Origin of the sequence: Acidovorax sp. ST3 (assembly GCF_003231145.1) — a bacterium.
Taxonomy (GTDB): Bacteria; Pseudomonadota; Gammaproteobacteria; order Burkholderiales; family Burkholderiaceae_C; genus Acidovorax.
The window spans coordinates 592,887-618,800 of sequence record NZ_QKVP01000003.1 but is presented as its reverse complement, the minus strand read 5'-3'; the positions used below and the strand labels follow the sequence as shown (position 1 = coordinate 618,800).

24 protein-coding genes, 1 pseudogene and 1 other annotated feature are annotated in these 25,914 nt (G+C 64.7%); of the genes and pseudogenes, 14 read left to right on the top strand and 11 right to left on the bottom strand.

The annotated features are described in order from the left end of the window. Window positions 1-64: 64 nt before the first annotated feature. Window positions 65-823, top strand: coding sequence for an alpha/beta fold hydrolase (locus DNK89_RS12050; protein ID WP_238990804.1), 759 nt, complete (start codon window positions 65-67; stop codon window positions 821-823). 60 nt (window positions 824-883) lie between these two features. Here the strand turns inward: DNK89_RS12050 and DNK89_RS12045 are convergent, their stop codons facing one another. Further along, complete coding sequence (locus DNK89_RS12045) at window positions 884-1,576, bottom strand: Crp/Fnr family transcriptional regulator (protein ID WP_056066474.1); 693 nt, start codon at window positions 1,574-1,576, stop codon at window positions 884-886. Between the two features lie 138 nt (window positions 1,577-1,714). Between DNK89_RS12045 and DNK89_RS12040 the strand changes: the two genes are divergently transcribed. The 3 genes from DNK89_RS12040 to DNK89_RS12030 are packed head-to-tail and all read left to right on the top strand — an operon-like array spanning window position 1,715 to window position 5,531. Continuing rightward, on the top strand, window positions 1,715-2,707 hold the full coding sequence (locus DNK89_RS12040) for a Bug family tripartite tricarboxylate transporter substrate binding protein (protein ID WP_110960399.1): 993 nt from the start codon (window positions 1,715-1,717) through the stop codon (window positions 2,705-2,707). Between the two features lie 10 nt (window positions 2,708-2,717). Next, complete coding sequence (locus tag DNK89_RS12035; protein ID WP_110960263.1) at window positions 2,718-3,683, top strand: 3-hydroxyacyl-CoA dehydrogenase NAD-binding domain-containing protein; 966 nt, start codon at window positions 2,718-2,720, stop codon at window positions 3,681-3,683. A 48-nt stretch (window positions 3,684-3,731) separates the two neighbouring features. Beyond that, complete coding sequence (locus tag DNK89_RS12030) at window positions 3,732-5,531, top strand: feruloyl-CoA synthase (RefSeq protein ID WP_110960262.1); 1,800 nt, start codon at window positions 3,732-3,734, stop codon at window positions 5,529-5,531. 120 nt (window positions 5,532-5,651) lie between these two features. On the opposite strand, the gene DNK89_RS12025 is transcribed toward DNK89_RS12030, so the two are convergent. The 4 genes from DNK89_RS12025 to DNK89_RS24915 form a co-directional block, all read right to left on the bottom strand. Further along, on the bottom strand, window positions 5,652-6,128 hold the full coding sequence (locus tag DNK89_RS12025; RefSeq protein WP_110960261.1) for an HU family DNA-binding protein: 477 nt from the start codon (window positions 6,126-6,128) through the stop codon (window positions 5,652-5,654). Window positions 6,129-6,334: 206 nt separating this feature from the next. Further along, window positions 6,335-6,976, bottom strand: a complete 642-nt coding sequence (locus DNK89_RS12020; protein ID WP_110960260.1) for a hemolysin III family protein — start codon at window positions 6,974-6,976, stop codon at window positions 6,335-6,337. Between the two features lie 10 nt (window positions 6,977-6,986). Next, complete coding sequence (locus DNK89_RS24565; RefSeq protein WP_203422251.1) at window positions 6,987-7,145, bottom strand: hypothetical protein; 159 nt, start codon at window positions 7,143-7,145, stop codon at window positions 6,987-6,989. Beyond that, window positions 7,120-7,251, bottom strand: coding sequence for a hypothetical protein (locus tag DNK89_RS24915; protein ID WP_255342784.1), 132 nt, complete (start codon window positions 7,249-7,251; stop codon window positions 7,120-7,122). The genes DNK89_RS24565 and DNK89_RS24915 overlap by 26 nt, the downstream gene beginning before the upstream one ends. A 188-nt stretch (window positions 7,252-7,439) precedes the next feature. Here DNK89_RS24915 and DNK89_RS12015 point away from each other — a divergent pair, with 188 nt between their 5' ends. Continuing rightward, window positions 7,440-8,444, top strand: a complete 1,005-nt coding sequence (locus DNK89_RS12015; protein WP_110960259.1) for a M14 family zinc carboxypeptidase — start codon at window positions 7,440-7,442, stop codon at window positions 8,442-8,444. 1 nt (window position 8,445) lies between these two features. Then, window positions 8,446-9,231 (top strand): alpha/beta fold hydrolase, encoded by a 786-nt coding sequence (locus DNK89_RS12010; RefSeq protein ID WP_110960398.1) that lies wholly within the window; start codon window positions 8,446-8,448, stop codon window positions 9,229-9,231. 6 nt (window positions 9,232-9,237) lie between these two features. On the opposite strand, the gene DNK89_RS12005 is transcribed toward DNK89_RS12010, so the two are convergent. The 3 genes from DNK89_RS12005 to DNK89_RS11995 form a co-directional block, all read right to left on the bottom strand. After that, entirely contained in the window at window positions 9,238-9,990 is a 753-nt protein-coding gene (locus DNK89_RS12005; RefSeq protein ID WP_110960258.1) for an SGNH/GDSL hydrolase family protein, read from the bottom strand. 115 nt (window positions 9,991-10,105) lie between these two features. Further along, a complete protein-coding gene (locus DNK89_RS12000; RefSeq protein ID WP_110960257.1) occupies window positions 10,106-11,410 on the bottom strand; it encodes an SPOR domain-containing protein in 1,305 nt (434 codons plus the stop codon). 203 nt (window positions 11,411-11,613) lie between these two features. Then, window positions 11,614-12,594: a YcjF family protein gene (locus tag DNK89_RS11995; protein WP_110960256.1), complete on the bottom strand. Its 981-nt coding sequence runs from the start codon at window positions 12,592-12,594 to the stop codon at window positions 11,614-11,616. Between the two features lie 235 nt (window positions 12,595-12,829). On the opposite strand from DNK89_RS11995, the gene DNK89_RS11990 reads away from it, so the two are divergent. Both DNK89_RS11990 and DNK89_RS11985 read left to right on the top strand, forming a co-directional pair. Beyond that, window positions 12,830-13,996, top strand: coding sequence for an acetyl-CoA acetyltransferase (locus DNK89_RS11990; RefSeq protein ID WP_110960397.1), 1,167 nt, complete (start codon window positions 12,830-12,832; stop codon window positions 13,994-13,996). Next, the gene (locus tag DNK89_RS11985) at window positions 13,993-15,504 is read left to right on the top strand and encodes an AMP-binding protein (RefSeq protein ID WP_110960255.1); all 1,512 of its coding nucleotides are present in this window, start codon (window positions 13,993-13,995) and stop codon (window positions 15,502-15,504) included. Before DNK89_RS11990 ends, DNK89_RS11985 begins: the two co-directional genes overlap by 4 nt. A 114-nt stretch (window positions 15,505-15,618) precedes the next feature. Here the strand turns inward: DNK89_RS11985 and prpR are convergent, their stop codons facing one another. Continuing rightward, window positions 15,619-17,571 carry a propionate catabolism operon regulatory protein PrpR gene (prpR, locus tag DNK89_RS11980; RefSeq protein WP_110960254.1) on the bottom strand — a complete coding sequence of 651 codons (1,953 nt, stop codon included), beginning with the start codon at window positions 17,569-17,571 and terminating at the stop codon, window positions 15,619-15,621. A 248-nt stretch (window positions 17,572-17,819) separates the two neighbouring features. Here prpR and DNK89_RS11975 point away from each other — a divergent pair, with 248 nt between their 5' ends. Beyond that, window positions 17,820-18,728, top strand: a complete 909-nt coding sequence (locus DNK89_RS11975; protein WP_015015667.1) for an oxaloacetate decarboxylase — start codon at window positions 17,820-17,822, stop codon at window positions 18,726-18,728. On the opposite strand, the gene DNK89_RS25025 is transcribed toward DNK89_RS11975, so the two are convergent. Next, entirely contained in the window at window positions 18,673-18,990 is a 318-nt protein-coding gene (locus DNK89_RS25025; RefSeq protein ID WP_370220910.1) for a twin-arginine translocation signal domain-containing protein, read from the bottom strand. The two genes, DNK89_RS11975 and DNK89_RS25025, sit on opposite strands and share 56 nt — an antisense overlap. Between DNK89_RS25025 and DNK89_RS11970 the strand changes: the two genes are divergently transcribed. Both DNK89_RS11970 and DNK89_RS11965 read left to right on the top strand, forming a co-directional pair. Beyond that, window positions 18,923-19,849, top strand: coding sequence for a Bug family tripartite tricarboxylate transporter substrate binding protein (locus DNK89_RS11970; RefSeq protein ID WP_370220909.1), 927 nt, complete (start codon window positions 18,923-18,925; stop codon window positions 19,847-19,849). The genes DNK89_RS25025 and DNK89_RS11970 overlap by 68 nt on opposite strands. A gap of 42 nt (window positions 19,850-19,891) precedes the next feature. Continuing rightward, window positions 19,892-20,692, top strand: coding sequence for an SDR family oxidoreductase (locus DNK89_RS11965; protein ID WP_110960252.1), 801 nt, complete (start codon window positions 19,892-19,894; stop codon window positions 20,690-20,692). 33 nt (window positions 20,693-20,725) lie between these two features. Here the strand turns inward: DNK89_RS11965 and DNK89_RS11960 are convergent. Further along, window positions 20,726-21,829, bottom strand: a pseudogene (locus DNK89_RS11960) (IS3 family transposase); the annotation flags it as partial. Further along, window positions 21,421-21,537 (bottom strand) — a sequence feature (AL1L pseudoknot). It overlaps the preceding pseudogene by 117 nt. 497 nt (window positions 21,830-22,326) lie before the next feature. Between DNK89_RS11960 and DNK89_RS11955 the strand changes: the two are divergent. The 3 genes from DNK89_RS11955 to DNK89_RS11945 all read left to right on the top strand — a co-directional run bounded on the left by DNK89_RS11955 (window position 22,327) and on the right by DNK89_RS11945 (window position 25,782). Further along, a complete protein-coding gene (locus DNK89_RS11955; protein WP_110960251.1) occupies window positions 22,327-24,279 on the top strand; it encodes a hypothetical protein in 1,953 nt (650 codons plus the stop codon). Between the two features lie 112 nt (window positions 24,280-24,391). Further along, window positions 24,392-25,396: a glycosyltransferase family 2 protein gene (locus tag DNK89_RS11950; protein WP_110960250.1), complete on the top strand. Its 1,005-nt coding sequence runs from the start codon at window positions 24,392-24,394 to the stop codon at window positions 25,394-25,396. Window positions 25,397-25,404: 8 nt separating this feature from the next. Continuing rightward, on the top strand, window positions 25,405-25,782 hold the full coding sequence (locus DNK89_RS11945; protein WP_238990792.1) for a GtrA family protein: 378 nt from the start codon (window positions 25,405-25,407) through the stop codon (window positions 25,780-25,782). Window positions 25,783-25,914: the final 132 nt, after the last annotated feature.

Genomic DNA, 25,914 nt, shown 5'->3' with positions numbered 1-25,914 from the left:
CAACGGCGTTCCACCCAGCCCCGTGGGGCGCACAGAGCATGTGCCAGTGCGCTGGCGCAACCGCATGGTCCATGTCGAGTACCAGTGGATAGCCCCCGAGCGCAGCACTGCCTCCTTGGTGGTGTTCCTGCATGAGGGCCTAGGCTCCGTGGCGATGTGGAAGGACTTCCCGCGCCAGCTGTGCGATGCGGGTGGGTTTCGGGGGCTGGTGTTCTCTCGTCCTGCTTATGGCCGGTCCACACCCCGGCCCGCGGACGAGGTGTGGGGCGTGGACTTCATGCACCAGCAGGCACACGAGGTGGTGCCCGCATTCCTCGATGCACTGGGCGTGCAGGAGGCCGCCTGGCTCTTTGGCCACAGCGATGGCGCATCGATTGCCCTGCTGATGGCTGCGCGCTGGCCGCAGCGCGTGCAAGGGCTGGTGGTGATGGCGCCACATATCTTTGTGGAAGATGTGACGGTGCAAAACATCGAACGCGCGCGGGAGGCCTACGAACAGACCGATCTACGCCACAAGCTGGGGCGCTATCACGACGATGGGGATTCCGCCTTCTGGGGCTGGAACCGCATCTGGCTGAACCCTGCTTTCCGTGCGTGGAACATCGAGCCCGAGGTTGCCCAGATCGGCGCACCCGTGCTGGCCATCCAGGGCTGTGACGACGAGTACGGCACCCTGGCGCAAATCCGGGGCATTGCCCAGCGGGTGCCGGGCACCCGGCTGCTGGAGCTGCCGGACTGTGCGCACTCTCCACACCGCGATCAGCCTGACGCGGTGGTGGCTGCTGCGGTTGCCTTCATCCAAGCGCACCACTCCCCGGCATAGCGGCGGACGGGGCGGTGGCAGGGCAATAGCCCATGCCCCCAGTGAGTCCAAGCGACAGCGCTATTCCACTTGGCGCCGCAGGCCTTCCAGGTCGGTGACGGTGATGCCGCCGTATTCAATCTCCAGCAGGCCCGCGGCCTGCAGCCGCTTCAGCGCCGCGTTGCAGCGCTGGCGTGATACGCCCGAGAGATTGGCAATTTCTTCCTGCGACACCTGCAGGTGCGTGTCGCTGCCCGGGTGCAGCCAGGGGTGGAACAGGCCGGCGAGCGCACGGGCCACCTGGCTGTCGGTATCGAGCAAATGGTGGGCCGTGAAGTTGCCCAGAAACCAGTGCATGCGCTCGTTGATCTGGCGCAGCAGAAAGTGGTCAAAGCTGCGCTGCGTGGCGTGCAGCCATTCAAAAGTCTCCATCGGCACCAGCGCAACGCGGCTGGGGCGCAGTGCGATCACGTCGGCCGTGCGGGGCGTGCCGCGCAGCAAGGTGCCCTCGCCAAACCAGCTTCCCGCCGACAGTCCGCCGAGCGTGACCGAGCGGCCATCCCCCGAGGTCACAGTCCACTTCAGCAGCCCCTCGATGGCGCCGTACCAGTGCACCGGAGTATGGCCGCGCCGGCACAGCTCGCCGCCCTGGGGCACTTCGACCTCGCGCACATCGTCCATCACCCGCTGCTGGGCGGCGCCGTCCAGGGCCGGGAACCAGGCAGAGTGCAGCAGCAGATCGGTGAGGGTAGGGGGCGCCAGTTTGACCAACATGGTGAGAGTGTCTCCTGCGCCACTGTGTGCTGTACAGGCGCGTGCGCGTATTCCCTGAGTCCAAATGTCATCGCGATGACTGAATGTGCAGGGGCGTCAAAAAATAATGACTGCTCCATCCACAGGAGACACATGATGATGCACACCCGCCGCCAGTTCATGCACCACGTTGGTTGCGCCTCTGCGCTGGGGGCCTTGTCGCCGCTGGCCGCCTGGGCGCAGACCATCGACCAGGTCAAGATCTTTTACGGCTTTCCCGCAGGCAGCGCGGGTGACAGCGTGGCGCGCAGGGTGGGCGAGAAGCTGGCGGGATCGCCCTACACCCGCAACCCCGCGGTGGTGGAAAACAAGCCCGGCGCGGGCGGCCGCATCGCGCTGGAGTCGCTCAAGGGTGCGCCCGCCGATGGCAGCGTGCTCACGCTGTCGCCGTTCTCGTGCACGTCCATTTACCCGCACATTTACAGCCGCCTGAGCTACGACCCGGCCAAGGACTTTGTGCCGGTGTCCATCGGTGCCGTCATGCACCACGGTCTAGCTGTGGGGCCGCTGGTGCCCGCCTCCGTCAAGACGGTGAAGGACTTTCTGGCCTGGGCCAAGGCCAACCCCGGGCAGGCGAACTACGGCTCACCCGCAGCGGGCTCCACGCCGCACTTCATCGGTGCGCTGCTGGGCTTGAACAACGGCGTGGACCTCAAGCATGTGCCGTACCGCGGTTCCATCCCGGGGGTGACCGATGTGGTGGGCGGGCAGATCGCGTCGATGGTCACGCCCAGCGGAGACTTCATCCCCAACCACAAGGCGGGAAAGCTGCGGCTGATCGCCACCTCGGGCCAGGCACGGTCGCCGTTTTCGCCCGAGGTCGCCACGTTTGCAGAGCAGGGCTTTCCAGAACTCACGACCGAGGAATGGTTCGGCTTCTACGCCCCGGCGCGCACGCCAGCGGCCGTGGTGGCCGCCGCCAACGCTGCCATCAACACCGCGATCAAGGACAAGGCCGTCGTGGACAGCCTGGCCGTGGTGGGGCTCATCGCCAAAGGCTCTACGCCCGCAGAGATGTTGGCCTCGCAACAGGCCGAGTACGAGCGCTGGGGGCCGCTGGTGAAAAAGGTTGGCTTCACGGCCGAGTCTTGAAAGGTCCCGCATGGCACACACCGTGAAGCGCGTTGCTGTGGTGGCCACCGGCACCATTGGCGCAAGCTGGGCCGCCTACTTTCTGGCGCGGGGCCTGGACGTGGAGGCCACCGACCCATCGCCCGGGGCCGAGCAGCGACTGCGGGACGCCGTTGCTGCGCATTGGGTGGCGCTGGCGCAGCAGGGGCTGGCGCCCGGCGCCAGCCCGCAGCGCTTGCGCTTTCACGCGCGGCTGGAAGACGCCCTGGAGCAGGCCGATTTTGTGCAAGAGAACGGACCCGAGCGGCTCGACTTCAAGGTGGACCTGTTCCGCCGCATGGATGCAGTGACCCCGGCGCATGTGGTGCTGGCCTCCAGTTCTTCGGGGCTGGCGGTGACGGACATGCAGAAGGATTGCGCACATCCCGGGCGCGTGGTGCTGGGCCACCCGTTCAATCCGCCGCACATGATCCCGCTGGTCGAAGTGGGCGGCGGCGAGCGCACCACGCCCCAGGCGGTGGCCGATGCGATGGCGTTCTATGCCGACATCGGCAAGCGTCCCATCCAGGTGCGGCGCGAGATCAAGGGGCACATTGCCAACCGCTTGCAGGCAGCTCTGTGGCGCGAGGCTTTCCACCTGGTGGACCAGGGCGTGGCCACTGTGGAAGACATCGACACCGCCATCTCGCAGGGCCCTGGCTTGCGGTGGGCGCTGATGGGGCCGTTCATGAACCTGCACCTGTCGGGCGGCGACGGTGGCATTGCCCACCTGCTGGCCCACCTGGGTGGCCCCATCGAAACCTGGTGGCAGGACCTGGGCGCCCCGTCCATGACCGAATCCTTGCAGCACCAGGTGACCGAAGGTGTGGCGCAGGCGCTCGGGGACAGGCAGGCCAGCGATCTGGCCCGTGCGCGGGATACCTTGCTCATCGAGCTGTTGCGCGCCAAGCAGGCGTCAGGGCTGCTCGGCCAACCCGACCCTGATCTCGATGCCTGAGGCATCGCGCCTCAGTTTTTGAATCTCCATCGCTCCCCAGAACCCACCATGTACCCAGCCTTTCTTGATGACGAGCGCCAGATTGCTCCTGCGCGCGCTGTGCGCACCCAGTTTGACGATGGTTCTTTCACGCTGCGCTCTCCCATGGCGCTGCAACCCTATGCCCGCTGCGTGGGGGAATGGCTGGAGCGCTGGGCCAAAGAGACGCCTGATGCCCTGGCACTGGCCGAACGGAGCGACAGCGCAGAAGGCTGGCGCAGCCTGACATATGCACAGCTGCGCCGCCAGGTGGGCGCCGTGGCACAGTCGCTGCTGGACATGCGGTTGCCCGCCGGGCGGCCCATTGCCATACTGTCCGACAACGCAGTGGACCATGCGGTGCTCATGTTGGCGGCTATGCATGTGGGCATCACCCCCTGCTCGCTGTCTAGCGCGTACGCGCGCTCCCAGGACCACAGCCGCCTGCACAGCATGCTGTCGGTGCTGGAGCCCAGCCTGGTCTATGCGTCCGATGCCAGCGTCTATGCGGCAGCCCTGCAAGGCTGGGACAGCGATGCCGTGCGGGTGTTCAGCCGCAACGCCTCCGCGTGTCCGGGTGCGCTGCCCTGGGAGCATCTGCTCGCTGGGCAGGAAGCGCCCCAGGTGCAGCAGGCCATGCAGGCGCTGCTGCCCGATGACCATGCCAAATACCTGCTCACCTCCGGCTCCACCGGCCGGCCCAAGGTGGTCATCAACACCCACCGCATGCTCTGCGCCAACCAGCAGATGATGGCCCAGGCGTGGCGCTTTCTGGAGCATGAAAAGCCAGTGCTGGTGGACTGGTTGCCGTGGAGCCATACGTTTGGCGGCAACCACAACCTCAACATGGTGCTGTGTCACGGCGGCACGCTCTACATCGACGAGGGGCGGCCGGTGCCGGGGCTCATCGACAAGACGGTGCGCAATCTGCGCGAGGTACAGCCCACCATGTTGTTCAATGTCCCTCGGGGCTTTGACATGCTGCTGCCTTTTCTGGAGGCCGACGACAGGCTGGCTGCCGACGTGCTGGCGCGCATGCGGCTGGCCTTTTATGCGGCGGCGGCGCTGGCACCATCGACCTGGCAGCGCCTGCAGGCCGTTGCCCGGCGCGTGCGCCCCGCGCAGCCGCTGTGGCTCACCACCTCGTGGGGGTCCACAGAGACAGCGCCCGCAGTCACCACCGCGCACTGGCATCTCGACGGTGCGGGCTGTATTGGCGCACCTTTGCCAGGGCTGGAGCTGAAGCTGGTGCCCAACGGCAGCAAATTGGAGATGCGCGTGCGTGGCGTTTCGGTGTTTGCGGGCTACCGCAATGCCCCGCGTGAAACAGCCGCTGCGTTCGATCACGAAGGGTTCTACCGTATCGGGGATGCGGGCTATCTGGTGGACGCGGAGCAGCCAGACAAAGGCGTGGTCTTCAACGGGCGCGTGGCGGAGGATTTCAAGCTGTCCAGCGGCAGTTGGGTGTCGGTGGGCACGTTGCGGGTGGAGCTGGTGTCGCAACTGGCGCCGCTGGTGCAGGACATCGTGCTCACCGGGCATGACCGCGATGAGGTGGGCATGCTGGTGTTCCCGTCTGCGGTCGGTGCGGCCGACGTTGCGCGGCTGGAGCAGTCATTGCAGGCCGTGATGCGTGCGCGCCGCGATGCGGGCGCGGGGTCTTCGCAGTGCCCCACGCGGGCCATGGTGATGCAGACCGCGCCCGATGCAGATGCCGGGGAGATCACCGACAAGGGCTATATCAACCAGGGGGCTGTTCTGTCACGCCGCGCGGCGGCGGTGCAGGCGTTGTATGCCGATCCCGCAGCGCCAGGGGTCATCAGGGCCTGATTGCGCATGGCCCAGGGCGTGCAACGATGTGACTTCGCGCAGCCGTTGCAAGTTTCACCAAAGAAAAAGGGGCCTTGCGGCCCCTGGTGCTGACGCAAGCGCCTGGCGGCGCCGGGTGCATCAGACGGTTGCGTCCTTCAGCTTCTTCAGGGCGCGGGTCTTGATCTTGACCGAAGCAGGCTTGGCGGGGAACCAGCGCTCTTCACCCGTGAACGGGTCCTTGCCAAAGCGCTTCTTCTTGGCGGGCACTTGCTGCAGGCCGATCTTGAGCACGCCAGGCAGCGTGAACTCGCCAGAGCCCTTCTTGTGCACCGAACCCAGGATGGCGGCTTCCAGCGCGGCCAGCACGGCCTTGGTGGCCTTGGGTTCCACGCCCGACTGTTCAGCCAGGTGGGCGACCAGCGTGGTCTTGTTGAACGCGGTCTTGATGGGCTTCAGTGCAGCAGCAGCGGCCACGGGCTTGGCGGCGGGGGCAGCAGCTTTCTTGGCGGCTGGCGCAGCCTTTTTGGCTGCAGGGGCTGCCTTCTTGGCGGCGGGTGCTGCGGCCTTGACGGCCGCCTTCTTTGCGGGAGCGGGAGTTTTCTTTGCAGTTGCCATGATGTTTTTTCGTTGATTGGAATGACGATGGCCCCTGCCTCTGCGGGCGAGGACCTGTGTGATTTTAGGTGCGATAACGCCATGCGCGATAGGGCCTGCATGCTGCAGGTGTTTGCAGCCGTTGCATCGATGCGGCATTGCCTGCTGGTGCAGGGCCCGCGAGGCGGTTGCAGGCGCGTGCGCTGCGACCGTTTTTGGGGGCTTGGCTAGGTCGCCGTCTGCAGGCCCAGCACCGCGATCACGTGGCAGCCCGTGCCCGCGATGACGCAGCCATGCCACACAGCGTGGGCATAGCGCACCACAGCATCCATCACGAAAAACACCACGCCAGCTGTATACGCAGCCCCGCCGATGACCAGCCAGGCCGCACTCACGGTGGGCACATGGGCCATCAGGGGCAGGGCCGCCAACAGCGCTACCCAACCCATCGCCACATACAAGGCCGTGGACAGCCAAGGTGCTGCGCGCCGCGTGCGCAACTGCAGCCAGCAGCCCGCCAGCGCCGCAACCCACACCAGCACCAGGGCCGCGATGTGGTGTCTGTGGCCCGGCGCACTCAACGCAAACGGGGTGAAGCTGCCCGCGATGAACAGGTGGATTGCAGCATGGTCCAGCTGCAGCGCCCATTGTTTGGCCCGCCCCGGCGGCAGTGCGTGGTACAGGGTGGACGCGCCATACAGCAGCGCCATGGTGGCCCCGAACACCAGCACGCCCCAGATCGCGGCAGGATGCGCGGCGTGGGCGGATTGCAGCAGCTGCGGCACGGCCAGGCAGGCGCCCACCAGCGCAGCACCGTGCAGCGCACTGTTGGCCACCTCTTCGTGCAGGTCCTGCGGCCGCTCGCTCACGGCGGTCTCGCTAATGGTGGGCAGGCGTGTGCAGCCGCTCGCGCCACAGCTGCCAGCGCGCGCGCTGCAGGGCCAGAAACTCCACCACGCCCCACGCCAGTGCGCAGGCCAGCATCGCCCAGCCCATGGCCCAGCGGTAGACCTCAGTCTTGCGCGATGGCGGGTACATCGTCGTGGTCCCAGCCGGTGGTGCGGGGCAGGTCCAGGCTCAGCCATCCGCGTTCATCGAACAGCTCATCGAGCAGCCGCTGCAGTCCGAACAGTTTCCAGAGCATGGTGCGCCTCTTCCAAAGGGTGGTAACTGCTGGCAAGGTAGCGCCGTTGTGTGACGGTTTCGCGTCGGTTCGCGCAAACCCCACAGGCCCACCGCGACGCTGTTCGTGCCGCCCCCCGGGCGCTATCCTCGCTGCCTGGCACGCGCTCTGGCGTGCTTTACACACCGACTTACCCCCACCTATTGAACATGCTGCCCGAGCTTGCGGCGCTGGAAAAAATCCTCGACCTGGGGGCGCCCCATCTGGAGGTGCAGGTCGTCCAGCAGGTGTCTGTGGCATCGGGGCCGCAAATTCCCATCTATGCCATCGGGTTGGGCAACCCGGCGCTGGACGTGCCTGCGGTGGGGTTCTTTGGCGGCGTGCATGGGCTGGAGCGCATTGGTGCCGAGGTGGTCATTGCCTACCTGCAGAACGTGGTCATGCGGCTGCAGTGGGACACCACCTTGCACCAGCAGCTCGAGCGGGTGCGCCTAGTCTTCATGCCCATCGTCAACCCCGGCGGCATGTGGTCTGCCACGCGTGCCAACCCGCGCGGGGTGGACCTGATGCGCAATGCGCCCGTCGATGCGGTGGACCCGGTGCCCTGGGGCGTTGGTGGGCAGCGCGTGAGCGCGGGCCTGCCCTGGTACCGGGGCAGGCTGGGCGAGCCCATGGAGGCCGAGAGCCAGGCGCTGTGCGACGTAGTGGCGCAGCAGCTGCTGGCGCGGCCGTTCAGCATTGCGCTGGACTGCCACTCGGGCTTTGGGGTGAAGGACCGGCTGTGGTTCCCGTTTGCCCACACCCGTCGGCCCATTCCGCACCTGGCCGAACTGCATGCGCTGCAGGACATCTTTCTGCAGGCGCACAGCAACCACCAGTACATCATCGAGCCGCAGAGCGCGCAGTACCTCGCCCACGGCGACCTGTGGGACCATCTGTACCTGCAGGCCTGCCGCGAGGTGCCCGCGCACACCTTCCTGCCCCTCACGCTGGAGATGGGGTCGTGGCTGTGGATCAAGAAGAACCCGCGCCAGCTGTTCTCGCGCAACGGCATCTTCAACCCGCTCATCAACCACCGCCAGCAGCGGGTGCTACGGCGGCACCTGTCGCTGCTCGACTTTCTGTCGCGCGCGGCCTGTAGCCATGCGCGATGGGTGCCCGCGCCCGATCAGCGTGCACAGCGCCGTGCCGATGCCCTGGCTGCGTGGTACTGAGATGCCAGTGCGTCCACCCCGCCAATGGATCTTGCTGCGCGGGCTGACGCGCGAGGCCGCGCACTGGGGCGCGTTTGCCGAGGGCTTTGCTCAATCGGTGCCGGGCGATGACGTGCTGGCGCTGGACCTGCCGGGCAACGGCGAGTTCCACCATCTGGCGTCACCCTGGTCGGTACAAGGCATGGTGCAGGCCTGCCGCGCAGAGTTGGCGCGCCGTGCCGTGGCACCGCCCTATCATCTGCTGGCCATGTCGTTGGGGGCGATGGTGGCCACCGAATGGGCACGCGTGGCGCCGCACGAGGTGGCAGGCTGCGTGCTCATCAACACCAGCCTACGGCCGTTCAGCCCGTTCTGGCACCGCCTGCAGCTGCACAACATCGCGCCGCTGCTGTGGTTGGCGTGGCGGTGGCGCTCTGCCGAGGCCGCGGAGCAGGTGGTGTGGCAGATCACCAGCCGCAGTGCACCATCAGCCGCTGCGGGCGTGGTGGCGCAGTGGGCCGCTGTACGCAGGCAACGGCCCGTGTCGGCCCGCAATGCCGTGCGCCAGCTGGTGGCGGCCGCGCGGTACCGCGCGCCTACTGCCGCACCTGTGAATCGTGTGTTGCTGCTGGGCAGCCAGGAGGATCGGCTGGTGTCCAGCCAATGCTCGCAGGCCATTGCGCAGGCCTGGGGGCTGCCGCTGCAGTTGCATCCGTGGGCGGGGCACGATCTGCCGCTGGACGGCCCGCAGTGGGTCATCGATGCCGTGCTGCAGTGGCTGTCCAAGAGCGAGTCAACGGACGGTTAACAGGGGCTACTGCGTGAGGCCGTTCAACCCGCCCTGTGCCACCAGCTCGCGGTACCACTCGGCATAGCCCGCGCTGCTCGGGTGCAGGCCGTCAGCGGCATTCAGCTCTTGGCTGCGGGTCACGAACGGGTCCTGCTCGCGCGGCTTGAGCAAGCGCACATAGTGCACCTGCTGCGCGCTGGCCACCTCGCGCGCCAGGGCATGCAATGCCTCGGACCGGCGTGACATGGCCCACGACAGGGGCGGCACAAAAAAGGGCGCGTGGCCCACATTGCCACAAGGCATCAGCACCACCTGCTGCCCCTTCCGGCGTGCCAGCGCTACGGCCTGCTGTATCTGATCGCGCAGCGTGTCCTCGGGGGTGAAGCGGATAACGTCATTGCCACCCGCCAGCACCAGTACCAGGTCATAGCCGCCGTCTGCGCGCTCCAGCTGCTGCACCACGTCGCCAAACTTGGCGCCGTTGGCCGCCAGGTTGTCGATGCGCCATTGGGGATGGTCCTGGCCCATGCGCCCCGGCAGGCTGTCTGCTGCAGTGCTGGCCCCGGTGCCCACAGCGGTGCTGTCGCCCACCACCAGCACGCGCTGCGTGGGTTGTGGTGGCTGCGCGGTATAGGGGCGCGCGTCGCGGGCCAGGTCGGCGGCAGTCCACATGCGCCACGGGGCACAGCCGGTCAGCAGCAGGGCGCCCGCAGCCACCGCTGCCAAGGTGGCCCATCGGCGGGTGGCGTTGTGGTGCGGGGCGGTCTTTCGCTGCATGGTGCGGGCGCTCAATGTGGTGGTGCGCCCAGCGTACTGGCAGACCCGGCAACCCTGCGTCGGCGTCGGGCATTCGCGTGCGTAGGACAGTGCTACGCGCCGCGTCCAGACATTGCTATTGCTTGAACACGACGGCGTCCAGCGCCATTGCGCGGATCGCCTCGGCCGCGGTATCGGCCTGGGCGCGGGTGGCGTAAGGCCCCACCCGCACGCGGATGCGGCGGCCCTTGGAATTGTTCAGCTCCTGGCGGAACGCGGGCAGGCCTTCGTTGAGCAGGCGCGCCTGTGTCTTGCGGGCGTTGGCTTCCTCGGCAAACAGGCCCACGTTGATGTAGTAGCCCGGAGCTGTGCCCACCGTGGGCAGCGCGGTGTTGGCGCTGGACGCTGCAGCCGCTGGGGCCTTGGGCTTGGCGGATGCATTGGGGCGGCTGGCGGCCTCACGCCGCGTTGGCGCTGGGGTGCTGGCCGCAGCCGTGGGGGCGCGGGTTGATGCTGCGGGTGTGGCGGGCTTGGGTGCGGAAGCTTTGGTGACCGGCGTGGAGGCCTTGGCTGCGGCGGGCGGTGCAGAGGCCGGGGGCTCGGTCGATTTGGGAGCAGCAGTGGTGGCGGCGGGTGGTGCGACTGCTGCAGGCGCGGGTGCCACAGGTGCGGGGGCGGAAGCCGCAGCAGGGGCCGGGGGCGCTACAGGCGTTGCGGTGGCCTCGGCGGCAGGCGTTGGAGACGTGGGGGGCGTCTGTTCGGTCTCGGGCGTCGGCAACGCCCCCACGGGGTGGGTTGCAGAAGCGGCCTGGGCGGCTGCCGTGGCTTGTGCCACCGTGACGGCGGGCTCCAATGCCAGCGGCTTCACGTCCGAGGGGGACAGTGCCAGGTAGGCAATCAGTGCGGCCAGGCCCAGCACGACATTCGCCAGCACCAGCACCTGCAGCCGTTTGCGCGAGCTGGCCTGCTTTTCGAGCAGCGCACAGGCTTCGGGCACGGTGCGCGATGCGGCCAGCGCGCGCGCAATGCGCTTGCGGATGTCGGCGTACAGGATGGCGTTGCCGTACAGCCCCGGCACGGCAAAGGCCAGCACCGCAAAGGCGCCCAGCACGCCCAGTTCGATGCCCACGGGCCAGTGCAAGAACGAGCGGCCCACGCCAAACACGATCAGTGCCAGACCCTCGGCCGCCGCCACATAGACCAGCGCAGCGCCCCACAGCTGGCGAAACAGCATCCAGTTCAGGGTGCACAGGCAGGCGGCCCAGTTCCAGGTGGTGGTCGTGCGGCCCGTGTCGTCAAAGCGCTCGAACACCTTCAGGTAGTAGTCCGTGTTCACGGGCCCCAGGGCCAGGCGCGACATGGCGGCCATGGCGTTATCGGACGGCGAATCGAGCGACATGGCCGGGATGATGGAGGCGACAGGATCCGTGTGGTCGAGCATGGTCGGATTCTGTCATGCACTGGGCGGTGTGTTACCTGCCGCATCGCAAGGTGCTGCGCGGCGGCAACGGGTGCGCGCAGCGTGGTGATGCGCTGCGGGGCGTCTGGGCAGGCCCCTGCATGCCTGCGGGGGCCTTTTTAAGTCAAATCGGCCGCAAGCGCTAGTCGAATATGCGCCAGTAGCTATCAATTAAATAGCGTTTACTATTTGCCTCGCACCAGGGCCATGATCTGGCCCGCGTCCAGCGTGGCCGCCTTCTGCTGAATTTGCGGCAGGTACTGCGTCTGCAACTGCTTGGCGGGCGTGAGCAGGCCCTGAAAGGTCTCGCGCAGCATGGCGGTGCTCATGACCCGGCCACCGGCGTAATAGCGCTTGGCCACATGCCCCAGCGCGTAGGTGGTGGCAAACGAAAACGCCATGCCCGTGGCGGCGCCGCCCAGCCCGCCGAGGGTGCGGCCCGCCACCTTGCCCAGCAGGCCGCCCATCAGCTTGCGGCCAAACTGCTCCAGGTACTGTGACGTCATGCCTACGCCGGCGGCGGCGATGAACTCCTTGATATGGCCCTGGTCTAGCTCCACCCCGTGCGCCTTACCGATGCCGTAGACCATCTTCACCTGCAGCGGGATGATGGCCATCGATGCCCACGACTGCGGCAGCAGCTCCAGAGCGCCGTTGAGCAGCGCGTAGTTGAGGATGGATTTGTCCAGCTCCGCATCCGAGGCATTGGAATGGACAGTGGCGGCTGCCGCCAGGGGCGCTGCCGCAGCGCTGACCACGGGCACCGCCATCGGCACGGCCTTTTCGGCCACGTCCACCAGCGCATCGGCTTGCTGGTCAAATGCCGCCGTCTGCGGCTCGCCCAGCTGCAGCGCCGCCTTGAGGCGGGTCAGAAACTCGCGCTCCGCTGCGGTCTGGCGGCCATCCACGTCGCACACGCACACGGCCATTTCGTAGGCCAGCTGGCGGTGCATGGACTCGCTCAGGCCTTGCACGGCGGCCTGCACGCTGGTGCGCTGCAGCAGCACGTCCTGGTAGATGCGCGGCAGGTCGGCCACGCCCCCGTCGCCCGCAAGCGACTGGGCAATGCGGCGGATCTCTTCGCGTTCGGCATCGTCCTTGTTGCCATCGGCAAACGCGGCCAGAAGGGCGATGGTGATGATGGATTTTTGCTGGTCCAGGGTCATGGTGTTGGTGTGGGCAAAGAAGGCAGCGCACGGCGCGCTGTAGTGTCTGGGTGAGGTGCAGTCTAGGCAATGCGGTTTCAACGCCACAGCGTGTGGGGGATTGACGGCGCGGCCCCCGCATGGCGCCAGCGCTTCGGGTTTTCCCTTGGGTAGTTCGGCGACTGTGCGGACAGCCGTGGCTTGCCTACAGTGCATGCCATCGCGCCGTCGTGGCGCACATCAATGGAGGATGAACATGGGTGCAGCGATGGTGGGTTGGGCACATTTGCCGTTTGGCCGGCTGGACGGCATGGGCCTGGAAGACCTCATCACCCGCGCGGGCCGCGAGGCCCTGCAGCACGCGGGCATTGACGGCACGGTGGTGGATGGCGTGTGGCTGGGCAACCTCAACGGCGGCTTCACGCCCGATGTGTTTGCCTCGTCGCTGGCCCTGCAGTGCGACGACGACCTGCGCTGGAAGCCCGCCACACGGCTGGAGAACGCCTGCGCGTCGGGTTCGGCAGCCCTCTATGCCGCGTGTGATGCGATCGAAGTCGGCCGCGCCAGGGTCGCCCTCGTCATCGGCGCGGAAAAGATGACCGCTGTCTCCGGCGCCGAGACCACGCGCATCCTGGGTGACTGCGGCTACTCCGGCGAGGCGGGCCATCCGCCCGGTGGCTTTCCGGGCATTTTTGCGTCCATCGCGCAGGACTACTTTGCCGCGCATGGCGACCATTCGGCCACCCTGGCGCGCATCGCCGCCAAGAACCACGCCAACGGCGCGCTCAACCCCTGGGCGCACATGCGCAAGGACCTGGGCTTTGAGTTCTGCAACACCGTGTCCGACCGCAACCCGATGATTGCCGCGCCCCTGCGCAAGACGGACTGCTCGCTGGTGTCTGACGGCGCCGCAGCGGTCATCCTGGCGGCCGATGATGCGGTGGCCGACTTCCCGCGCGCCGTGCGCCTGCGGGCGCGGGTGCAGGTCAACGATTACCTGCCCATGGCGCGCCGCCGTGTGGTGGACTTTGAAGGCCCCCGGCGAGCCTGGCAGCAGGCGCTGCAGCAGGCCGGGTGCGTGGTGCACGACCTGTCGCTGGCCGAGGTGCACGACTGCTTCACCATTGCCGAGCTGCTCACGTACGAGGCCATGGGCCTGGCGCCCGCAGGCCAGGGCCACCGTCTGCTGGAAGATGGCACCGTGCTGCGCAGCGGCCGCCTGCCCGTCAATGCGTCGGGCGGGCTCAAGGCCAAGGGCCACCCGATTGGCGCCACGGGCGTGTCAATGCATGTGGTGTCGGCCATGCAGCTCATGGGCGAGGCAGGCGACCTGCAGGTGCCCGGTGCCACGCTGGCGGGCGTGTTCAACATGGGCGGCTCGGCCGTGGCCAACTACGTGAGCATTCTGGAGCGCGCCCGATGAACATTGCCCACCTGCTGCGCCGCAGCGCCTTGCTGCACGCCCACCGGCCCGCGCTGCTGCATGGCGACCAGGTGCTGTGGAGCTACGGCACGCTGGCTGCCCGCACCGCTGCGCTGGCCGCCCATCTGCGCACGTACTGTGGCGTGGCCCCCGGCGACCGCGTGGCCATCTACGCCGCCAATGCGCCCGAATACCTGGAGGCCCTGCACGCCATCCTGTGGGCGGGCGCCGTGTCGGTGCCGGTCAACTACAAGCTGCATGCCAAAGAACTCGCCTACGTGCTGGCCGACTCGGGCGCGCGCGTGGTGCTGACCTCTGAAGCGCTGGCCCCCGCCGTGCACGAGGCCGGGGCGCCGCAGGACGCGGTGCTGGTCTTTGGCTCCGACGCATACCGCGCCGCAGTTACCCACACTCCCATGGATGTGTGCGACCGCGCGCCGCACGACGTGGCCTCGCTGTTCTACACCTCGGGCACCACCGGCCGCCCCAAGGGCGTGATGCAGACCCACCGCAACCTGCTGGCCATGACGGCCTGTTACTTCACCGATGTGGACGACATCCTGCCCGGCGACGCCATGGTCTACGCCGCACCCATGTCGCACGGTGCGGGGCTCTACAACTACGCCCAGGTGCTGCGTGGCGAACGGCATGTGGTGCCGCTGTCGGGAGGGTTCGAGCCTGCCGAGCTGGTGCAGTTGGCGGCCAGCGTGGGCCAGCTCACCCTGTTTGCCGCACCCACCATGGTGCACCGCCTGGTGGACCATGTGCGCGCCACGGGCGCCGATGTGTCGGGCTTCAAGACCATCGTCTACGGCGGCGGCCCCATGTATGCCGACGACCTGCGCAACGCCCTGGCCGTGATGGGCAACCGCTTTGCACAGATCTACGGCCAGGGCGAAAGCCCCATGACCATCACCGCCCTGTCGCGCGCCCAGCTGGCCGACCGCGACCACCCGCGCTGGGCCGAGCGCATGGTGTCGGTGGGCGTGGCGCAGTCGTTGGTAGAGGTGCGTGTGGTCGATGCCACAGGCCAGCCCGTGCCCACCGGCGAGGCTGGTGAGGTGGTGGTGCGCGGCGACACCGTGATGCCCGGCTACTGGAACAACCCCACCGCCACGGCGCAGACGCTGCGCGACGGCTGGCTCTACACCGGCGACATGGGCGCGCTGGATGCCGATGGCTTTCTCACCCTCAAGGACCGGTCCAAGGACGTGATCATCTCCGGCGGCAGCAACATCTATCCGCGCGAGGTGGAAGAGGTGCTGCTGCTCCACCCCCAGGTGCGCGAGGTCGCCGTGGTGGGCCAGCGCGATGCGGAATGGGGCGAGGTGGTGGTGGCCTTCCTGGTCGCTGGGGAGGGTGGTGCAGTGCCCGGGGCAGAGCTGGATGCGCTGTGCCTGGAGCACATTGCGCGGTTCAAGCGGCCCAAGGAATACCGGTGGGTGGAGGCGCTGCCGAAGAATGCCTATGGGAAGGTGTTGAAGACGGAGTTGCGGAGCAAGGGGTAGTCATGCGGCGGTGCGGCACGATGGGCAGTAGCGCGTCGAGACAGCCCGCTCTCACGGCAGGCCGTCGTCGGCGGGTTGTTTGTGGACAGGTGTCCGCGCAAGTTCGGACGCTTTTCAAACCGGCTTTCGACACCAGCGCCAGAACGTGGACCTGCTGACCCCCAGCTCTGCAGCGGCTGCGCCGGTGCGTCCGCCATGGCGCTCCAGCGCTGCCAGGGCCCGTGTGTGCCGGTCAGGTTTTTCTGGCGGGTGCTCTGTGGCGGTTGAAGCGTCTGGGGCTTCTTCGATGTGTGGCGTGCCCGCAAAGAGTTCCGGGCATTCGTCTCGCAGACTGCTCCACTCCACGCTGTCGCTGCGGCGGTACTGAGACAGCCATACGGCGATGCGGTCGCACAGGTTTTCCAGCTCGCGCACGTTGCCGGGCCAGGGATGCTGTTCCATGGCACCTCCCCATCGGGCCAACACCTCAGCGGCTGTGATGCTGGTTACGCCGACCCGGATCAGACTGTGGGCCAGCAAACGCGCAGCCAGGACCTGGACGTCGCCCTTGCGATCCCGCAGCGGGGGCAATGCCAGCGTGAGGGTGTTGATGCGGTAGTACAGGTCCTGGCGGAATTGGCGCGCGTTCACCATCTGCAGCAGTGGCTGGTGGGTTGCCGCTATCACGCGTACATCGACCGGGATGGACGTGACGGACCCCAAGCGGGTGATGCGCCGCTCCTGCAGTACGCGCAGCAAGCGGGTTTGCAGCGTGAGTGGCATGTCGCCGATTTCGTCCAGGAACAAGGTTCCCGTGTGGGCTGCTTCAAACAGCCCGCGCTTGCCGCCGCGGCGCGCACCGGTGAAAGCGCCTTCCTCGTGGCCGAACAGTTCGCTTTCGAGCAGCGACTCAGGGAACGCGGCACAGTTGATGGCGACGAACGGGCGACGCGCCCTTTGGCTGGCGTTGTGCATGGCCTGTGCAAAGAGTTCTTTGCCGGTACCGCTCTCGCCGGTGATCAGAACGCTGAAGTCGGTGGCGGCATAACGCCGTGCTCTGGCGATGGCTTGCAAAAACGCGGGGGCTTGCCCCGCCAGGCTTTCAAAGCGGTGGCGCGCGGCGTGGTCGCTGCGGCGGTGCTGAATGCGCAGGCTGTTGTCGGCCTCGTGGATGGTGCGCGCGTCGTACAAGGTCAGCGCCGCGCCCGTGGTGTGGCCGCCTTCGTAAATGGGCGTGCGATTGGCAATCCAGTCGCGGCCTTGCAGGCGCAGCACCGCGCCATGTTCGGGCTGGCCGCCTTCCAGTGTCTCGCGCAGCGACAGATCGGTGGTGACGGACGCCAGCGGTTCACCCAGGCGCGGCGCACGCACCAGGCCCAAAATGCGTTGCATCGCCGGGTTGATGGCAATGATCTGCTCGGACTGATTCACCGCCAGGACTGCCTCTTGCAGCGTGTGCAGCACCGTGTTGAGCTGTTCGTATCGACCGGCCTCCAGCTGCGCCACCCGCGCCAACTCCAGAGCGTCTTCAAAGCCCTGGCGGATGCTGGCATGCGAATACGCCAGCAACCCGACCAAGCCTGCGTTTTCTGCCAGTTCCACCACCAGACTAGAGCCCACGACCACACGGATGCCATCGCTGTGCAACTGGCGGATGCAATCGCGGGCAGAGTCGGGCGTCTGGTAGGCGTACTGGTGGATGTCGATGTTTAGCAGTCCCTTGACGGATTCCAGTTCCGGGAGGGTGTGGCCGTACATCACGATGCCCACGCGGTCGGCCGTTGCCCTTGCCTTGATGAGCGCCTGCAGGATGTCAAAGCCACTCAACTGGATGGTAGCCACTGGGGCGCTGATCCCGCGCCGCAGCAGGCTGGCGTTGGACCCCGCGCTGACAAAGACATCGACCAGCCCGCTGTCCAGGCGCTGGCGGGCCAGCTCCAGCGCCACCTCAAAGCTGCCATCGATCACCTCGATATCCGCTCTGTCCCGGTATCCCGCCACGATGGGCATGGCCATCAGCCGAATCTGGCGATAGCTCATGAAGCAAAGGCGAGGGCGACTGGCAAGTGGGGTGACGGGGGTTGGCATAGGGCGGACGGTTGTGCGGACGATGCGTTGGCTGTGCAAGCGTTTCAACGACAGGTCGTTGCGTTTCATTCTTGCTTGAGTGAAACACAAATATGAAACATTGGGGCGAATGGTGAAACATGCACGCCGCTGCTGTACGACCTTGCTGCGGGCATGGCCAATCAAATCAATGCCTTACGGCAGGTGGGCGGGCTGGCACGTACTGTGCAGTAGCTGCCTTCATACCACCCTGTTTGCAACATCACTCCATGACCATGTCTGAATCTGCTCCTTCTTCCAAGCCCTCCATGCCCGCTCCCATCTCTTTGCGCCAGCGCCTGACCCAGCCCGGGCTGGTGATCGCCCCCGGGGTGTACGACATGGTGTCGCTGCGGCTGGCCGACACCTTCGGCTTTGATGCCTTGTACATGACGGGCTTTGGCACCGTGGCCTCGCACCTGGGCTTGCCAGATGCCGGGCTGGCCACGTATTCGGACATGGTGGGGCGGGTGAAGGCCATGGCAGGCATGGCCCGCTCCCCGTTGATTGCGGACGGCGATACGGGCTATGGCGGTTTGCTCAACGTGCGCCACACGGTGCAGGGCTACGAGGCTGCCGGCGCGCAAGCCATCCAGTTGGAGGACCAGGAATACCCCAAGAAATGTGGTCACACCCCCGGCCGCCGGGTGATCCCGATGGAAGACATGGTGCGCAAGATTCGCGTCGCTGTCGACAGCCGCCTTTCGTCCGATTTCCTGGTCATTGCGCGCACGGACGCCCGCACCACCCTCGGTCTCGATGAAGCCCTGCGCCGGGCAGAGGCATACGCCCGCGCTGGCGCGGACATCCTTTTTGTCGAGTCGCCCGAGAGCGAGGAGGAGATGCGAAAGATCGGCCAAACCGTGGACAAGCCCCTGCTGGCCAACATGGTGGAGGGCGGGCGGACGCCTGTGCTGTCGCACAGCGAGCTGGAGTCTATTGGCTACAAGCTCGCCATCTTTCCGGTCACTGCCTTGCTGGCCGCTACCCAGGCCATGAAGACGGTGTATGCGCAGTTTCGGCGCACGGGCTCGTCGGTGAACAGCGACGCTGGCTTGATGCCCTTTGCGGAATTGACGCAGCTCATGGGTTTCGAGGATGTCTGGGCGTTTGAACGCCAGTACGCCGAGACCCCCTGATTGGCGAAGCACGCGCCAGCTGAAGCCTTTCACCCCTCGACAAGACGACACCAAAGCACAACACGAAGGAGACAAACATGAAGCCCCATCCATTTCTCATCCAACACAGCCATGTGCGGTCTGCGTCCTCCCTGCCGCGTCGGCGCAAGCTGCTGGCCCTGTCAGCGCTGCTGTGCCTGGGCGCGGTGGCCGGTATGCCCAAGGCCACGCACGCGCAGGACGTGTGGCCCAGCAAACCCCTTCGGCTGATTGTTCCTTTCACGCCCGGGGGCGTCACCGACACCAGCGGGCGTCTGATCGCAGAAAGTCTGGGCAAGCGCCTTGGCCAGCAGATTGTGGTGGACAACAAGCCGGGGGCCTCCGGAAACATTGGCACCGCGCTGGCCAAATCGGCGCCGGCAGACGGCTACACACTGGTACTGGGTTTTGACGGCACCATGGTGATCAACCCGCATGTGTTCTCCAAACTGCCTTTTGATACGGCCAAAGACTTCGCGCCGGTCGGCAAGATTGGGGATGCGACCCTGGTGCTGGTGGCAAACCCTGGCGTGCCGGTCAAGGGCCTGGCCGATGTGATTGCCTTGTCGAAGGCCCAGCCGGGAGGCCTCTCATTTGGCACCTCGGGGACGGGAGGCACACCCCATATTGCCGGTGAACTACTGAAGATCCGGACCGGCGCCAACCTGACCCACGTGCCCTACAAAGGTGGCGGCCAGGCCATGACCGATGTGCTGGGAGGCACGATTCCCCTGGTGTACACGGCGGTGGCGGGCGCGCATGGGCACATCAAGTCCGGCAAGCTCAAGGCCATTGCAGTGTCGAGTGTGCAGCGCACCAGCGCGTTGCCCGATGTGCCCACGTTTGTCGAGAGTGGTGTGCCCGACTTTGTCGTCAACTCCTGGGTGGGGCTGCTGGCACCGGTGGGTACGCCGGCGGCGGTCATCACGCGACTCAACACCGAACTGAATGCGGTGCTGAACGATGCTGCCGTGCGCGAGAAATTGCGTGTGATGGGCATCGAGCCGACCCCTGGCACAGTCGAGCAATACCGCGATGAAATCAAGCGGGACCTGGACCGCTATGGTGCCGTGGTGAAAGCGGCTGGCATCTCGATCGAATGAGGCGGCTGGTCCTGCACACTTCACCTTTCTCGGAGCAAGTCCATGGATCTGAATCTGAAGGACAAACATGTCCTCATCACGGGGGGCAGCAAAGGCATTGGTTATGCCTGTGCCGCGGCGTTTCTGGCCGAAGGGGCGCGCGTCAGCCTGGTATCCCGCAGCACCGAACACCTGGAGGCCGCACGTGGTCGGTTATCGGCGGATGTCCATGGCAGCGCTGGGCGTATCAGCGTCCATGCTGCGGACCTGCAGCAGCCGGAGTCGGCGACGAAAGCGCTGGCGGCTGCCGAAGCCGCCTTCGGGGACGTCGATGTGCTGGTCAACTCTGCAGGGGCTGCCCGGCGCACCCCGCCCGAGGAGCTGAGCGCGCAGGCCTGGCACGACGCGATGAACGCCAAATTCTTCACGTACGTCCACATGGTGGATCTGGTGGTCAAGAAGATGGGCGCGCGGGGCCGGGGATCCATCGTCAATGTGGTGGGCGCCGGAGGAAAGGTCGCCAACCCCATCCATATGCCTGGCGGAGCCGCCAATGCGGCGCTGATGCTCATGAGCGCGGGCATGGCGGCCGCCTATGGGCCGAAGGGCGTGCGCGTGAATGCCGTCAACCCGGGCGCCACCCACACCGAGCGATTGCAGGCAGGGATGATCGCCACGGCACGCATGCACAACATCTCGGAGCAGGAAGCGCTTGTGCAGGCGACGAGCAAGGTGCCGCTGGGTCGCCTGGCGCAGCCGGAGGAGGTTGCCAACGTGGTGCTCTTTTTGGCGTCCGAGCGTGCCAGCTATGTCACGGGCGTGGTCCTGACGATGGATGGCGCAGCAACGCCCATGGTGGTGTGATACTCGTCCGAGGCTCCGGCTAGAGCTCATTTCAGCCTCCTTGGTTTTCCATGGGGCCCGGGGTGAATCATTTCGGCCTTGTCCAGGCTGTTGCTGGTCTCAGCCAGGGCGTTGTCGTAGCTGTCGCCCCTGCCACCCACCAAAGGCTCGATGCCAGCTTCCGCCAGCCGCTCGGTATAGCGAACGCTGACTTACTGCGAGCCCCTATCGGAGTGATAGACGAGACTTCCATCGCGTTCGGGCTGCCGGGCATACAAGGCCTGCTCCAGCGCATCAAGTATGAAGTCCGTGCGCATTGAGCTGCGCACCCGCCAGCCAACAATGCGATGGGCGAAGACGTCTACGACAAAGGCCACGTAGAGCCAACCTTGCCAGGTCGAGACGTGGGTGAAGTCGCTGACCCACAGTTGGTTCGGCTGCTCGGCGCGGAATTGCCGGTGGACACGGCCCAGCGGACACAGCGCCTTGGTGTCAGCGACCGTGGTGCTAGTGACCATGCCTCGCATCACACCTAGCAGCCCCAGCCCGCGCATCCGGCGCTCGAACGTGCAACCGGCCGCAGGCACGCCTTCGCGTGCCAGTTGTCACCACACCTTGTTAGCGCCATAGACCTGCATGTTGGCCTGTCATACGCACTGAATATGCGACATCAGCAACTCGTCGCGCACAGCCCGAGCGCAGTGCTTGTGGGACTCGCGCAGCAACCCTGCTAGTCTTCGATATGCCGACAGGGCAACCTGCAAGACCTTGCAGAGCGGCTCGACCCAAGAGGCATCCCGATGCGTGTCAATGAAAACCATCAAGACTCCAGTCGGCGGCCGAACTCCGCCTGGGCGAAAAACGCACTGGCAAGCTTCAATATCTCGTTGGCCCGGCGCAGCTCCTTGGCCTCGCGTTCCAGGTCCTTGATCAGCTGGACCTCACTGGTTGTGACGCCTTCACCACGCCTGCATCGACTTCGGCGCGCTTGACCCCTTCGTTCAAGGTCTGCGGTACACAGCCAGTCTTGGGCGCGATGGATTCGACGGCAGCCAACAGCGACGGGTACTTCCCGCGCAGCTTCTGCGCAATCCTCACCGCACGTTCACGCACTTCAGGCAAGAATTTTTTGTCTTCTTCATGGCTCAATCCTTTCAGAGTGTTGAGCCTCCGCGAAACCCAGGGGGATTCAGCCCGATGGAAGATCGGGGGAGAAGCACCGCCTTAATAGCGCGATCTTGGCCTTCCGACGTTCGTGGGACAGTTTAAACCGGTGGCTATTCAGAGGCGGTCTGTTCTCTGGATGGCTGAGCGCTGGAACATAGGTGCACGTTGCGATAATGTTGACCGGCCTCTGGATCACCAGAGCCACTCTATCAACTATCGCTGAAGCAATGATGCCCTTGCTATCCAGACCCCTCGCATGGGCTCTCGCCACCCTGTTTTGTGGACTGGTTTATGTTGCCGGTTTTGCATGGTCACCCTCTTCCTATGGGGTCGTTTTACGGGAGATTGGAGTACTGGATGCCGGACCAGACGTCGGCCAACCTCGTCCGATTCGCTCTGACGAGTGGTCAGTAGTCACGCCTCTCACTCAAGCGGCTGTCCGCAACGGTTTCAAACGCACTAATCACAGCTCTCTGTACGAAGAGGACTTGCGTATCAATTACGGTATTCCACTCTTGGATTGGGGGTTGCTTTTTAAACCTACGCTTTGGGGCTTTTTCGTACTGGACCCCGCCTCGGCATATTCGCTGCACTGGTTTGCAGTGATGGCAATGTTCCTGATAGGGCATTCGCTATTGTTCGCTCGTATCGGTATGGCTCCGGCAGTTGCTGGATTCCTGAGCGTTGCGCTGTACTTCACAGGTTTCGCGCAGTTCTGGTGGAACGAAAAGGGCCCTGTACTCGCTTTTTTCCCTTGGGTCGTGTTGGTATTGCTTTCGCGCAGGCTACCGAAGCACTGGCAACTATTGCTCTTTTACTGGCTGAGTGCAAGCTGGCTGATTACCAACCTCTACCCTCCCGTCCAAGTATCTCTTGCGTTTGTTGGCGCACTGCTTGTACTGGGCTGGCAACCCGTTTGGCGACAACCGCGCAATCTTGTCGCGGCAGCAGTTACGGCGGGTCTGAGCGCTGCGACGGTGGCGGTGTACCTGAAAGACTACCTGCTGGCGACAGCGGCGACTGTCTACCCGGGAAGCCGTAGTGCCGTGGGAGGCGCGGTACCTTGGAAGGAGGCTTTGTCCTATCTGTTTCCGTTCTCGACGTTTGATGGTCGCTACGAAAGCGTCATTGGTAACAATATCTGCGAGGTGGGTACTGGGGCGACAGCATTGACATTGCTGATTGGATGTTTTCTCAACTATCGTGGGGTGAAATCAACATGGCGCAGAGCTACGCCGACTCAGCAGTTGCAAGGATGGTTGTTGGGGGGGGGCGTGATCTTGATGGTGGCGTGGATGCTTGTTCCATTGCCTTCATGGGTGGGATATCCTTTGCTATGGAATCATGCACCCGGCGAGCGCATGGAATACGCGTTTGGAGTGTTGGTCGCAATTGCGCTTGCGTTGGCAGCACAGACCGTGGGGCTCACATGGAGTCGGAGGCGGTTGCTGCTGTTTGTTAGCCTCGTCTTGGTGGGCTGGGTCACGCTGAAGCTACCGGCCACCAAAGGGCTGTACGCACTTAACGACCTGCTGGTGCTGGTTGCGGTGCTACCCGCGCTTTGGGCTTGGCGACGTGGACACCTTGAGGGCACGGCTGCGCTGGTAGGTGCCTCTGCCCTCGGTGGTTTGATCGCCCTCTGGGGCTTCAATCCCCTGCAAAGTGCGCGACCAATTTTTGCGGAGCACGACACACCCATGCTTCGCGAACTGGCGCAGCAGCAGCGCGCCAATGGTGGTGTGCTTGCCCAAGGCGGGCTTTTCGGCGCCGTTCAGAATGGGCTGGGATTTCGCTCTGTGGCGCATGTGACGGCCGTTCCTGCCCTTGCTTTCTGGCGCAAACAGTATCCTGAAATGCCTGAGCAAGAGTTCCTGGAGGTGTTCAATCGCTATTCGCATATCGTACTGGCGGAGGGAGATAGACCCCGTGTGCTTTTTCCAGACCGAATCGCCATACCGGCTGTGAAGTTCCTGCCTGACCACGTCATGCTGCCTACAAACCCTCCTCGGTCGGAACGAGGTTTGCTTGGGGTGCCCGTATTGTTGTTTGAGGGCATGGAGGCACGAGGAGCGATGATTCTTCCGCGCGCAGGACGGTTGCTCAGCGTTGCGCCTGCTGTTGGGAATGGGCAGGGTACGTCCAATGGCCGACTTGTGGCGCGCTTGTGCCATGGCAGTGAATGTCTTGAAACGAGTCGGGACCTGCGAGAGTCTGTTGACAATACCTATTTTGAGTTGTCACTACCTTCGTCTCTGACACTTTCCGTAGGGGACCGATTGGACTTCAGTATGAAACTAGAGGGCGCCAGCACGCCGGTGGCGCTATGGGCGTATCCGGCGCCCTCCGACAGCTTGGCACTGGCGATGTTGGTAGAGGGGCGTCCTGCCGAGCGTTGGTTGCCCCGACTGGATTTGAGATTTGAACGTGAGGCAATTCAGTAATAACGTTTCCATGCATTCAGCTTTGAATGTATTGAATGTGTACGAGCTCGGGCAATAATTTCCCGTAGGTGTGTTTTGACTGAGGGCATTTTTGCTCTGTTTTTCATAAAAAATGATTAATCTCTCGCCCACTAACAACATCCTCTCGCGCCGCTATCGAGGGCAGCGAGTAGTGCTCATCGTGCCTTGTTATAACGAAGAGGCTGCTATTGCCCAGGTGGTCCAAAGCTTTCGCGCTGCGCTTCCGGAGCTTGATATCCACGTATATGACAACTGTTCCACTGACCGAACTGCAGAGGTTGCTCGCGCGGCAGGGGCAAGAGTGACGACAGTACCCCTGAGGGGCAAGGGAAATGTTGTGCGACGCATGTTCGCCGACACCGAGGCGGACCTCTATGTGATGGTCGATGGTGATGCCACTTACCAGGCCAACGCTGTGCGAGAACTCATCAATAAGCTCCTGGACGATCAGCTTGATATGGTGGTCGGGTGCCGCGTAACTCCCGAGAAAGAAGCTGGGATGGCGTACCGACGCGGTCACCAGTGGGGAAACCGGATGCTTACACAAAGCGTACGCAGCATATTTGGGGGTCAATTCACCGACATGCTATCTGGGTACCGGGTTTTTTCGCGCCGCTATGTTAAATCGTTCCCTGCACTTGCCCAAGGTTTCGAGACTGAGACGGAACTCACTGTGCATGCGCTGCAATTGCGTATGCCTTATGGAGAGGTGAGTACTGCTTATGGCGCGCGGCCGGCTGGGTCCGAGAGCAAGCTATCTACCTATCGGGATGGCTGGCGCATTTTGCGTACCGTGGCTCGCCTCTTCATCAGCGAGAAGCCCTTCACATTCTTCGGCATCATGGCAGCTTTGCTGGCGCTACTGTCCTTAGGGTTAGCGGCGCCGTTGTTGATCGACTATTTACATACCGGTCTCGTGGCACGATTGCCGACAGCCGTGCTGTGCGCCTCGCTGATGATGTCTGCCATGCTTGCTTTTGCTTGCGGACTTATCCTTGATAACGTGGCTCGGGGTAGACATGAAACCAAGCGGTTGGCCTACCTCAGCATTCCTGCGCCAGGCGCGGCAGGCCCCAGTGGTGTTGATGTGCCGTGAAGAGGCTTGTGCGCGAAGTTGCGTTATTTGGAATGGTGGGCACTGCAGGTTTTCTTGTTGATGCTGCAGTCCTGTATCTGTTGCGCACCACGCTCGGTCTGCTCGCGGCTAGGGTGCCTTCTTTCATCGCAGCAGTTGCTGTCACATGGTGGCTTAACCGCCGTTTTACGTTCCAGAGGCGTCCGTCAGGCCTCCGCAAATGGGAAGAGTTCCGGCGGTACTTGGCGCTAATGTTAGTCGGCGGCAGCGTGAACTATGCCGTTTATGCCGCTTTATTGCTGGCATTTGGGGTATTTCGTGAGTATCCGGTGCTTGGGGTCGCAGCGGGCAGTATCGCCGGGATGGGGGCAAACCTTCTTGGCGCGCGCCTTTTTTTGTTTCGTTGAAAAACTGGTTACTAACGGCACCATTAGAGATTCGTGGCGGTAGGAGGTGGTGCATTCTCAGCAAAATGGGCTTTGCAAGCAGCCTTTTAGGCCCGTCTCCAGTAATGTTCGCGTAATTCCACCTCTCTGAAT